This is a genomic window from Buttiauxella sp. WJP83 (genome assembly GCF_027594725.1).
In the GTDB taxonomy this organism is placed as follows: Bacteria; Pseudomonadota; Gammaproteobacteria; order Enterobacterales; family Enterobacteriaceae; genus Buttiauxella; species Buttiauxella selenatireducens.
Genome location: NZ_CP110080.1, coordinates 1,517,888 through 1,529,679, shown reverse-complemented (window position 1 = coordinate 1,529,679; position 11,792 = coordinate 1,517,888). Strand labels below are relative to the sequence as shown.

11 protein-coding genes are annotated in these 11,792 nt (G+C 53.1%); 1 reads left to right on the top strand and 10 read right to left on the bottom strand.

The window, feature by feature from the left end; all coding sequences use genetic code 11:
• Window positions 1–3 precede the first annotated feature (3 nt).
• The 4 genes from OH773_RS07125 to OH773_RS07110 form a co-directional block, all read right to left on the bottom strand.
• Window positions 4–1,122: a PQQ-dependent sugar dehydrogenase gene (locus OH773_RS07125; RefSeq protein WP_270144310.1), complete on the bottom strand. Its 1,119-nt coding sequence runs from the start codon at window positions 1,120–1,122 to the stop codon at window positions 4–6.
• A gap of 106 nt (window positions 1,123–1,228) precedes the next feature.
• Window positions 1,229–1,612, bottom strand: coding sequence for a biofilm formation regulator BssR (locus OH773_RS07120; protein ID WP_270144308.1), 384 nt, complete (start codon window positions 1,610–1,612; stop codon window positions 1,229–1,231).
• A 143-nt stretch (window positions 1,613–1,755) separates the two neighbouring features.
• Window positions 1,756–2,976 carry a serine hydrolase domain-containing protein gene (locus tag OH773_RS07115; RefSeq protein WP_270144306.1) on the bottom strand — a complete coding sequence of 407 codons (1,221 nt, stop codon included), beginning with the start codon at window positions 2,974–2,976 and terminating at the stop codon, window positions 1,756–1,758.
• Entirely contained in the window at window positions 2,977–3,285 is a 309-nt protein-coding gene (locus tag OH773_RS07110; RefSeq protein ID WP_270144303.1) for a hypothetical protein, read from the bottom strand.
• 209 nt (window positions 3,286–3,494) lie between these two features.
• On the opposite strand from OH773_RS07110, the gene rimO reads away from it, so the two are divergent.
• Window positions 3,495–4,808 carry a 30S ribosomal protein S12 methylthiotransferase RimO gene (rimO, locus tag OH773_RS07105; protein ID WP_270144300.1) on the top strand — a complete coding sequence of 438 codons (1,314 nt, stop codon included), beginning with the start codon at window positions 3,495–3,497 and terminating at the stop codon, window positions 4,806–4,808.
• Between the two features lie 425 nt (window positions 4,809–5,233).
• Here the strand turns inward: rimO and OH773_RS07100 are convergent, their stop codons facing one another.
• The 6 genes from OH773_RS07100 to OH773_RS07075 all read right to left on the bottom strand — a co-directional run bounded on the left by OH773_RS07100 (window position 5,234) and on the right by OH773_RS07075 (window position 11,781).
• Complete coding sequence (locus tag OH773_RS07100; RefSeq protein ID WP_270144298.1) at window positions 5,234–5,491, bottom strand: hypothetical protein; 258 nt, start codon at window positions 5,489–5,491, stop codon at window positions 5,234–5,236.
• Window positions 5,488–6,399 carry a glutathione ABC transporter permease GsiD gene (gene gsiD, locus OH773_RS07095; protein WP_270144292.1) on the bottom strand — a complete coding sequence of 304 codons (912 nt, stop codon included), beginning with the start codon at window positions 6,397–6,399 and terminating at the stop codon, window positions 5,488–5,490. The genes OH773_RS07100 and gsiD overlap by 4 nt, the downstream gene beginning before the upstream one ends.
• A gap of 2 nt (window positions 6,400–6,401) precedes the next feature.
• Entirely contained in the window at window positions 6,402–7,322 is a 921-nt protein-coding gene (gsiC, locus tag OH773_RS07090; protein WP_270144290.1) for a glutathione ABC transporter permease GsiC, read from the bottom strand.
• A 106-nt stretch (window positions 7,323–7,428) separates the two neighbouring features.
• Window positions 7,429–8,967, bottom strand: a complete 1,539-nt coding sequence (gene gsiB, locus OH773_RS07085) for a glutathione ABC transporter substrate-binding protein GsiB (RefSeq protein ID WP_270144288.1) — start codon at window positions 8,965–8,967, stop codon at window positions 7,429–7,431.
• A gap of 16 nt (window positions 8,968–8,983) precedes the next feature.
• The gene (gene gsiA / locus OH773_RS07080; protein ID WP_270144286.1) at window positions 8,984–10,834 is read right to left on the bottom strand and encodes a glutathione ABC transporter ATP-binding protein GsiA; all 1,851 of its coding nucleotides are present in this window, start codon (window positions 10,832–10,834) and stop codon (window positions 8,984–8,986) included.
• Window positions 10,834–11,781: an isoaspartyl peptidase/L-asparaginase gene (locus OH773_RS07075; protein WP_270144284.1), complete on the bottom strand. Its 948-nt coding sequence runs from the start codon at window positions 11,779–11,781 to the stop codon at window positions 10,834–10,836. Before OH773_RS07075 ends, gsiA begins: the two co-directional genes overlap by 1 nt.
• Window positions 11,782–11,792 lie beyond the last annotated feature (11 nt).

Below are 11,792 nucleotides of genomic sequence, written 5' to 3'. Positions count from 1 at the left end.
ACACTAACTCGCTGGGCTGATTTTCAGTAATTGCCCGTCAGATTCGTCGGTCAGGACATACAGATAACCGTCCGGGCCGACGCGCACATCACGAATTCGCTCCCCTCTGTCATCAAGTAACCGTTTTTGGGCCTGAACCTTGTCGCCAGAGAGCGTCAGCTCAATCAGGTTTTTCTCTTTGAGCGCTCCCACAAACAGCTTTCCTTTCCACTGTGGGAATCTGTCGGCGTGATAAAACGCCATACCGCTCACAGCGGGCGAGACTTTCCAGTAATAAAGCGGTTGTTCGGTGCCCGCCACAATTTCACCTTTTGCTTCAGGGATTGGCAATCCGCTGTAATTAATGCCCCACGTAGCAATTGGCCAACCGTAGTTCTTGCCCGGCATCGCCACGTTGATTTCATCTCCGCCGCGCGGGCCATGTTCATTGAGCCACAATTCCCCATTGGCGGGATTAAACGCCAGGCCCTGTGGATTGCGGTGCCCATACGACCAGATCTCACTTCTGGCCCCCTGTTTACCGGCAAAGGGATTATCGGGCGGCACATCGCCGTTTTGCGTCAGACGCACCAGTTTGCCCTGTAGCTTATCCAAATCCTGCGCCGTCGAGCGTTGATTATTCTCACCCAGTGCAATGAACAAATAACCTTTGCCATCAAACGCCATCCGTCCGCCAAAATGGTTACCGGTAGAGAGTTTTGGCATCTGGCGGAAGACGACTTTGAAGTTTTCCAGACGCTGCATATTGCTGCTCAGCGTGCCGTAGCCCACGGCCGTTCCTGCTTTATCATCACTATTGGCTTCCGCAAAACTTAGCCAGACGCGGCGGCTTTTTTCAAAATCCGGTGCCAGAACCACATCCAACAAGCCCCCCTGCCCATGCGCCCAAACTTTTGGCACACCGACAATCGGGTCACTTAACCCTTCACCGGGCTGCCAGCGACGTAATTGCCCATCGCGCAGCGTGATCAACATCCCCTGATTATTGGGCAGAAAAGCTAACGACCAGGGATGATCGAGCTTACTTTGCAGCACCTCTACCTTAACCTCTGCGGCCAGCGTAACGCTTGCGCAGATTAGTAAAGACGCGGTAATGAATGAGCGGAACGGCAGCCGTAGCATAGCTTTCTCCTTTTCGGATCTACCCGATAAGGTTAGCTTTCAAGACATTCAGAAATGGGAGTTTTACAAAAACTTTACCAGAGGGGAGTCGCCTCCCCTCGAGATTTCAACTTTCAACCGCCAGTTGGTGACCCATAATATCTTTCAGGCTGTCGGAAAGTTGTCGCAGGCAGTTTTCCAGTTTATCGGCATCAATGGCGATATATTGCGGGCAGTCGTGACACCCGGTCATCAGGCAAACGGCGGCTGACGATACCGCATTTATTCCCTGATGGATGCTCGCCATTTCTTGTTCGCTAAGATGGGATTTGAGGCGTAAAGACTTTTCACGGTACTCAGTAGACAAGTCGAACAAGTTATCGCGCAGATGCTCGGTTTCATTCACAGACATATAACCTTTTGCTTTTCTCAGTGAGAGATAAGCGGCGATGTCTATTTTGGCGATAATCATCTTTTTCAAGAGATCGCGTTTGAGTGACTCCCCAGTCATACATTTATCCTCCGTGTGATAAGAATTCATAACACACACTTATAGTATGGATAAATATTAGGCTAACCGGGCTTTTTCACCGTGTTTTTTGATCTTCCGCAACAAGTTTTACAATCAGTAAAATTTACATAAATAACAAAGCGCTAGACTGAAACTGACGCACGGCAAGAGGCGGTTTGATGCTGCTCTTCAAACATTTGACGTAACACACTGTGTCCAAGGTTGTTTTGCCAGGTAAAGCTGTTTTGCAAAACGACGACGGCGAAATGATTCTTGCGATCAATACCAATGTAACTCGAATAGCCGCCAATATAGCCGACCTGGAAAGTGATGGTTTGCTCACCATAGGTATCCGTCACCCAGGCAATGTTGGCGGCTTCTTTGTCACGCGGGTAATAGACCTGCATCGTTTCGCTGAGCGCTTGATCGGGCGTGGCATTGCCGGTCTTATTAAGATGCGCGGCGGCAAACGTGAGCAAATCTGCGGTGTCGGTATACAAGCCACCCGCCCCGAGCATGTTGCCGGAGAACTGCCAGTCAGGTACCACTTGCCCACGCGGAATAAACTTCGGTTGGCTGCCTGCATGTCCAATGGCACGCAACGGGTAACTTCTGAGTTTTTGTGGCGTAAAACTGCTGTTTTGCATGTTTAACGGATCGAAGATAAGCGTTTGCACCAGTTGGTCGGCACGCTGCCCGGTTTGATAACGCAAAACATAATCCAGTACCGCATAACCCAGATTCGAATAATGGGGTTCTGTGCTGTCTGGTTTTGAAAAATCAGCCAGATCGGTGACCACTTCGTCACTGTCGAGATGCGAGTAAAAATTCTCGCCATTCCCCAGATAACGAATAAAAGCGGTCAGCATTGGCAAATCCATATTCTGCCGGGGCAAACCGGAGGTATGGGTGACCAGTTGCAGAAGCGTGATTTTCTTTGCATCGGCACTTAACGGCACCGACGGCGGCATTAAGGTTTCAAGCGTATCAGACCAATGCAGCCGCCCCTGCGCCACTAATACCGCAGTCGCTTCGGCGGTCATCCCTTTACTCAGTGAACCGACAGCAAATAACGTCTGTTCATTGACGGGATGTTTGTGCGTCGTATCGGTGACACCAAATTGCCAGTAATGGCGTTGGTTTTTAGCGTCAATCACGCCAACGACCATCGCGGGCGATTGCTGTACAACCAGCATGGGCAACCATTGGTTAATATCGTGACTTGCAGACAAACCACACACACGCTGGGCTTTTTGCGGCACCTCAGCAACAGGTGCCACGTTAGACAACGTGCCGCACCCCGCCAGCATAAAACCGAGCAGCATGGTACTCAGGCGCGTGACGCGACGGGGTAAATTCTTCAATTAGTTCACCGCAACACAAGGTTTGGCATCCAGACCCATCATCAGCGTGCGATTTTCACCGACTTTCTTCAGACCGAAATGACTGCTGTGATAGCGGTAAAATGCCTGACCCCCGGTCATATTTTGGTAGGAGTAGCGGTTGCCGTTGAGCCAGGCATAATCGCCCTCTAACGCCAGTTTATCGCTGCTGCCGCAAACAAACTTTAGTGCAGAGGCCGGTGGCGTGTTGAGCGGTGTTGGGATGACATTACAGGCTGATACCAACAAGGCACCCGCCAGCATCCCGGAAAGGGCTAAAATCTTGCGCATAATGCGGTTCTCTCTTTAAGCGGGACGTTACGATAATGTAAAGCGCAAAGATAATAGAGCCTGCTCACCTGGTAAGCAAAACCTAAGCCCCACGATGATTCTGAAAAATCATCTTGTGCGCCGGGAAAAACAACCAGTAGAGCCTCACGCCAAACACGTGTAGAATCGCCCGGTTTTTATTTTCTGTTTACTTTGTGAGCGTGACCTGTATGCAACAACCCCGTATTGGCTTTGTCTCCCTCGGCTGCCCAAAAAACCTCGTTGATTCTGAACGGATCCTGACTGAGCTGCGCACCGAAGGTTACGATGTAGTGCCTAGCTATGATGATGCCGACATGGTTATCGTTAACACCTGTGGCTTTATCGACAGTGCCGTACAAGAGTCGCTCGAAGCGATCGGTGAAGCGCTGAACGAAAATGGCAAAGTGATTGTGACCGGCTGTTTAGGGGCCAAAGAAGATCAAATCCGCGAAGTGCACCCTAAAGTTCTGGAAATCACGGGCCCCCATAGCTACGAGCAAGTTTTGCAGCACGTTCACCACTATGTGCCAAAACCAAAACACAACCCGTTCCTGAGCCTCGTGCCAGAGCAAGGCGTGAAGCTGACTCCGCGTCACTATGCGTATCTGAAAATTTCTGAAGGCTGCAACCACCGTTGCACGTTCTGCATCATTCCTTCCATGCGTGGCGATCTCGATAGCCGCCCAATTGGCGATGTGCTGTCTGAAGCTAAACGCCTGGTTGATGCCGGTGTTAAAGAGCTGCTGGTTATCTCTCAGGATACCTCTGCCTACGGCGTGGATGTGAAGCATCGTACCGGTTTCTACAACGGTGAGCCGGTTAAAACCAGCATGGTGAGCCTGTGTGAGCAACTGGCAAAACTCGGCGTGTGGACCCGTCTGCACTACGTTTACCCGTACCCACACGTTGATGATGTGATTCCATTAATGGCAGAAGGTAAAATCCTGCCGTATCTGGATATCCCATTGCAGCACGCCAGCCCGCGCATTCTGAAATTGATGAAGCGCCCAGGCAGCGTTGACCGTCAGTTACAGCGCATTAAGCAATGGCGTGAAATTTGCCCGGACCTGACTTTGCGTTCCACCTTCATTGTCGGCTTCCCTGGCGAAACTGAAGAAGATTTCCAGATGCTGCTCGACTTCCTCAAAGAAGCGCGTCTGGATCGCGTTGGCTGCTTTAAGTTCAGCCCGGTTGAAGGTGCGACCGCCAACGAACTGGCAGATCCTGTACCGGAAGAGGTGAAAGAAGAACGCTGGAACCGTTTCATGCAGCTGCAACAGCAAATTTCTGCTGAACGCCTGCAAGAGAAAGTGGGCCGCGAAATTCTGGTGATCGTTGATGAAGTTGACGAAGAAGGCGCGATTGGCCGCAGCATGGCTGATGCTCCAGAAATCGACGGCGTGGTTTACCTGAATGGCGAAACCAAGCTGAAGCCAGGTGATGTGGTGCGCGTGAAAGTTGAGAACGCGGACGAATATGATTTGTGGGGAACGGTGGTTTAAGATTCCGCTTTTCATCCACACTCTCCCAGTGAGCTGTTTCTTCATCAGCTCATTGATGACGAGGTTTAGCTGTTTATGTTGGAAATAGTGAAACTTCCGTTCACTAAAAGAATTCCTTCATATGCAGTCACCGAACCGGTGAACGACTTAGGGTGGCCACCGTCGCCACCCTAAGAACCCGGACTCCCGGCAAATAAATCGCCGCTGCGCGGTAAACACCGTTTTTCACCCAACATTCGCGGTCGTTCGCGATTCGTTCCCGACGATCGCTCTCTTTCGCCGCTCCCGGCGGCTCAACCCCGACTGAAGGGCAAAAAACGGCGCGATTTAAGCCGGAATCAAAATCAACGTCAAAACCCAGGGTCAAAAGCCGAAGCGGTGTTGACCTTGTTCCCGGTATAAATTGCCCCAGCGTTCCCCATAAGTCAGGGTGGCGTGGTCGGGAACCACGCCAGTGAGCGATCGCCGGGAGCGAGTCGCGAACGACCCTGAACGTTGGAGATAAGCAGGGGTTTACCGCGAAGCGGCAATTTAAAGACCGGGCGCCGGGGTTGCCAGGGGGCTGGCGTGAGCCACCTGGCACGTTCACCGTTAACAACGGTTGAAGAGATAACCAACCGTACGGGTGAACGGAAAAACAGCAAAGTGGCATATCTATCCAGAAGAAGATGAACTCCAATCACCCCTTTATCTTAGGATCCAACGCATCCCGCAGCCCATCCCCTAACAAATTAAACGCCAGTACCGTCAGGAAGATCGCCAGACTTGGGAAGATAGCCACATGTGGCGCAATCACCATATCCGCTCGCGCTTCGTTGAGCATCGCGCCCCACTCCGGCGTCGGTGGTTGAGCGCCTAGCCCTAAAAATGACAGGCTGGCGGCCGAAATTATCGATGTGCCGATGCGCATCGTGAAATAGACCACAATCGATGACACGGTCCCCGGCAGAATATGACGGAAGATAATTGTCGTATCTGATGCGCCAATACTGCGGGCCGACTCGATAAAGGTTTGGTGTTTTAGCACCAGCGTGTTGCCACGCACCAGTCGGGCAAACGCGGGAATACTAAAAATGGCGACCGCAATAATGACGTTCGACATTCCGGTGCCCATCACCGCGACCACGGCAATCGCCAGCAGAATGCCCGGAAAGGCGAACAACACATCGCAAATGCGCATAATCACGCGATCCCACCAGCCTTCGTAATAACCCGCCAGCAAACCGAAAAAAGTGCCGATTAACGCGCCGATCAATACCGAGAACACGCCTGCCGCCAGCGAGATTTTCGCCCCCACTAACACGCGGCTGAAAATATCACGCCCTAACGAATCCACACCGAACCAGTGCAGCATCGACGGACCATCATTGAGCCGGTCGTAATCAAAATAGTTTTCCGCATCGAATGGCGAAATCCACGGTGCAATCAGTGCGATGGCAATCAGGAAAAGCACAAATGACCCGGCGAACATCGCCACCGGCTGCTTGCGTAAACGACGCAAAAATTCATGCCACGGGGTACGCACCTGATTTGGCCGAACCATCGGCACCGCATTCAGTACTGCCTGGCGTCGCCAGTTAAAAAGTCGCATCCTTACTTGTACCTGATAGCCGGGTTAATGGCGGCGTAGAGCAAATCCACCACTAAGTTGATAACAATAAATTCCAGCGAGAACAGCAACACTTCCGCCTGAATCACCGGGTAGTCACGCATCTCGACCGAATCCACCAGCAAGCGTCCAAGCCCTGGCCAGTTAAAGACCTTTTCAACAATGATGGAACCACCGAGCAAAAATCCGAACTGCAAGCCCATCATGGTAATCACCGGGATCATCGCGTTACGCAGCCCGTGTTTGAGAACGATCAGTGTTTCGCTCACCCCTTTTGCCCGCGCGGTACGCATGTAATCTTCTTGCAATACATCGACAAACGAGGCTCGAGTAAAACGCGCCATCACTGCCGCGACCGCCGCACCTAACGTCACGGAGGGCAGAATGTAATGCTGCCAGCCATCCGCCCCCACCGTCGGCAGCCAGCCTAATTCAACGGAAAATACCTGCATCAGCAACATGCCGAGCGCGAACGCCGGGAAAGAGATACCGGAAACCGCAATGGTCATGCTCATTCTGTCCGGCCAGCGGTTGCGCCAGACGGCGGAAATAATGCCGGTGAACAGGCCAAACACCATCGCCCAGCTCATGCTGGTCAGCGTCAGCCAAAATGTCGGCATGAAGCGGCTGGCAATCTCTTCAGATACCGGACGGCGCGACACCATCGAGGTACCAAAATCGCCCTGCACAATGTTGCAGATGTAGTGCAAAAATTGCTGCCACAGCGGCAAGTCCAGTCCCAGCTGTTTTCGCACCATATCTACGACCGTGACGTCAGCGTCCGGCCCGGCAATCAAACGCGCCGGGTCGCCCGGCAGCATATGGACGAACAGGAATACCAGCACGGCGACGATCAGCAGTGTGGGGATCAGGCCTAACAGGCGTTTGAGGAAATAGTTAAACATGGCAGGCCCTCACCCTAACCCTCTCCCCCAGGAGAGGGGACTGTTCGTTTTTCTCCTTCTCCTGGGGGAGAAGGCCGGGATGAGGGTGAGGGCAAAAACCGCCACCTTATTTCAAATCCGCATCATCAAAACTAAATCCGGTATCAGGCATCACATAAAAACCGCTGAGGTTTTTGCTGTGCGCGGAAACCAGTTTTTCGACCACCAACGGCACCCAAGGGGATTCTTTCCAGATAGTGTCCTGCGCTTCTTTATACAGCTTCGCTTTTTCATCACGGTTTGTGGTTTTCAGCGCTTCAACCAGATCTTTATCAACCTGAGGATTGCTGTAGAAAGCCGTGTTAAACAGCGTTGGCGGCCAGTTAGCTGAAGCAAACAGCGGCGATAATGCCCAGTCCGCTTCACCCGTCGACGCCGACCAGCCGGTGTAGAACATTCTCACGCCACTCTCTTTTTGTCCTTTTCCTTCAACTTCAGCGGCACGCTGCCCGGCATCCATCGCCGTCACTTTCACTTTGATGCCCACCTGCGCCAGTTGCTGCTGGGTGAACTGCAACACTTTCTGCGCGGTACTGTGGTTATGCGACGACCATAAAGTGGTTTCGAAACCATTCGGATAGCCCGCTTCTTTTAACAGTTCACGCGCTTTTGCCGGGTCATAGGGCCATGGTTTGTACTGTTGCGCGAAGTCGATTGACGGCGGCACAACGCCTTCTGCTGGCGTCGCGTAACCGGCGAATGCGACTTTCACCAACGCCTGGCGGTTGATAGCGTAATTGATAGCCTCGCGGACTTTGGGATTATCAAACGGCTTTTGCGTGACGTTCATGCTGAGGTAGCGCTGCATGATGGAAGGCGAAGCCACCAGTTCCAGCTTGTCGTTTTTCTCCAGCACGCTGGCCTGCTCGTAAGGGATGGGGAACGCAAACTGCGCTTCACCGGTTTGTAGCATTGCCGCACGGGTGTTGTTATCGACAACCGGACGCCAGGTGATGGTGTCGAGTTTCGGCAGCCCCTGTTTCCAGTAACCGTCGAATTTCTTCACCTTCACAAAGTCGGTTTGGTTCCAGGTGTCGAGCTGATACGGGCCGGTGCCGACCGGGTGGAAGCCAATCTCTTTACCGTATTTTTTCAGCGCCGTTGGCGAAATCATCGCTGTCGCGGGATGGGCAAGAATATTGATAAACGCAGAGAATGGCTGCTTGAGCGTAATTTTCACCGTGTTGGCGTCAACGGCCTCGGTCTTCGCAATCGCTTTGTACAGGTTGTAGCGCTTGAGATGGTTTTCTGGATTGCTGGCGCGGTCTAAGTTGACTTTGACTGCCTCGGCGTTGAAATCAGTGCCATCCTGGAATTTCACACCCGGATGCAGTTTGATGGTATAGACCAGGCCGTCGTCAGAAACAGAGTAGCTTTCTGCCAGCACGTTTTGCAGTTTCATCTCTTTATCGAGGCCGAACAGCCCCTGATAAAACGACTTTGCCACCGCTTGTGAAAGCGTGTCGTTGGCATCATACGGGTCAAGTGTCGTGAAATTGGATGCGACAGCGACGACGACATCTTTGGCGGCAAATGCCGGTGAGGCAATGACGCTGGTGGCAAGACCCGCCGCCAACAGCCACTTTTTATTTTCAAATACGGTCATTGTGTTCTCCAGATTATTATTTAGCGCGAGCGACAAAATGCCCAGGCCCGACATTCACAAGCGTTGAAACGTGCGGTTCATATCCCAGTTTGTGCGTGGTACTGGGAATGTCATCAGAAAGCAAAACGGGTTTTGGCCGACGATGCTCAGGATCAGCAACCGGCACAGCCGCCATTAATTTCCGGGTATACGGGTGTTGCGGGTTTTCAAACACTGCTCGACGAGGGCCGATTTCGACAATTTGCCCGAGGTACATCACCGCCACGCGGTGACAAATACGCTCAACGACCGCCATATCATGGGAAATAAACAAAAAGGCGATGCCGAACTCACGCTGGAGATCGAGCAGTAAGTTGATGATTTGCGCACGGATCGAGACATCCAATGCGGAAACAGACTCATCGGCAATCACCACTTTCGGATTGAGCGCCAGCGCACGAGCAATACAAATTCGCTGTCGCTGCCCACCGGAAAACTCATGTGGATAACGCCACGCATGTTCAGGCAGCAGGCCGACCCGCTCCAGTAACCAGCCCACCCGCTGTTGCGCCTGTTCTTTGGGCATCACGTTGTGCACCAGCAGCGGTTCCATAATTGAAAAACCAACGGTCAAACGCGGGTCGAGCGAGGCATACGGGTCCTGGAAAATAAACTGGATGTCCTTGCGGACGTGCTGCATATCGGCATTTGACAGCGTGTCGATACGCTGGCCGTTGAAGTGAATGCTGCCACCCTGCGTTTCAACCAACCGCAGCAGCGCACGTCCGGTGGTGGATTTACCACTTCCCGACTCCCCCACCAGCCCCAGCGTTTCACCCGGCCATAAATCAAAACTCACGTTTTCAACCGCGTGTACCCGACGGGTGACGCGGTTGAAAATACCGCTGCGAAGATCAAAGCGCGTCACTAAATCACGAACCTGCAAAATGGGCGTTGAACCCGACGCAATCGTATTTTGCTCGGTTTCGGGTTCGGGATTGTTCGGGTTTGCAGGATTAATCAGCGGAAATTTACGCGGTAAGTCGCGGCCATTCATCGACCCAAGACGCGGAACCGCAGCCAGTAACGTTTTGGTGTAAGCATGAACAGGTGCGTTAAATATCTGTTCAACGCACCCCGTTTCGACCGCTTCGCCGCGATACATCACCAGCACCCGGTCAGCGATATCGGCCACCACGCCCATGTCATGGGTGATAAAAATCACGCCCATTTGCATTTCATCTTGCAACACGCGGATAAGCTGGAGGATTTGCGCCTGAATTGTCACGTCCAGCGCGGTGGTCGGTTCATCGGCAATCAGCACTGCCGGGCGGCACGAAAGCGCCATCGCAATCATCACACGCTGACGCATGCCACCCGAAAGCTGATGCGGATAACGTCCCAGAATGGTTTTCGCTTCCGGAATACGCACGCGATCCAGCATGCGACGTGCTTCCTCCATCGCCGCCTGCTTATCCAGCCGCTGATGTAAGCGAATAGATTCGGCAATTTGTTCGCCCACCGGAAACACCGGATTGAGCGACGTCATCGGCTCCTGGAAAATCATGGCGATATCCGCGCCACGCACATGGCGCATTTGCGATGAACTTAGCGTGGCGGGTTCAATGACCTGGCCGTTACGGCGGCGCAGCAGAATTTTTTCACAATCAACAACGCTCGCGTTCTTATCCAACAAGCGCATTAAGGCCAGTGCGGTGACCGATTTCCCGGAGCCCGACTCCCCGACAATCGCCAGTGTCTCGCCACGTTTTAGCGAAAACGACAAGTCGGACACCGCCTGGGTGTCAACTTTTTCCTGGCGAAAGAAAACATTGAGGGCGCTAACAGACAGCACCTCGTCGTCGGGCAGTTCATGACTGTGGGGCATCAATGCTCCTGGTTTTTATAAATTCCGACGTTTGGGGCATCCCCGACATAACCGTAGCCGCGGTACATCCCTTCGCTGTTAAAGGGCAATGCGACATTGCCTTCACAATCGATAGCAATGACCCCGCCACTCCCTTGCAGCACCGGAAGTTTTTCCATCACCACGCGATCGGTGGCCTGTTGCAGACTCAGCCCGCCATACTCCATCAACGCCGCAATGTCATAGGCCGCGAGCGTTCTCATAAACACTTCGCCGGTTCCGGTGCAGGACACCGCTACGTTGGCGTTATTGGCGTAGCAACCAGCGCCAATAATGGGGGAATCACCGACGCGTCCTGCCATTTTATTGGTCATGCCGCCCGTGGACGTTGCCGCCGCCAGATTGCCATATTGATCGAGCGCGACGGCACCGACGGTGCCAAATTTGGTATCGGAGTTGATCGGGGCGTCGTGGTCGAGCACGGTTTGATGATTCGCCTGCGCTCGCTGTAGTTGCTCCCAGCGTTCCTGAGTAAAGAAGATGTCCGGCGATACCGGCTCCAGCCCTTGCTGTTGCGCAAATGTTTCAGCGCCACGACCTATCAGCAAAACATGCGGGCTATATTCCAGAACCTGTCGCGCGGCCAGAATCGGGTTACGAATATGGCTCACACCCGCCACCGCTCCCGCTTCGAGGGTGTTGCCGTCCATAATGCAGGCATCGAGTTCGTGCGTGCCATCATGAGTAAATACCGCGCCAATTCCGGCGTTAAACAGCGGGCATTCTTCGAGCAAGCGCACCGCTTCGGTCACCGCATCCAGTGCGCTGCCGCCGGCTTCAAGCAACGCCTGACCTGCCTCGACGATTTCCGATAGGGCGTTAATATAAAGCCGTTCTTTTTCGGGGCTGAGTTGCGCACGAGTGATTGCTCCCGCGCCACCGTGGATTGCGATTACTTGTATGCTCATGTCGACGTAAC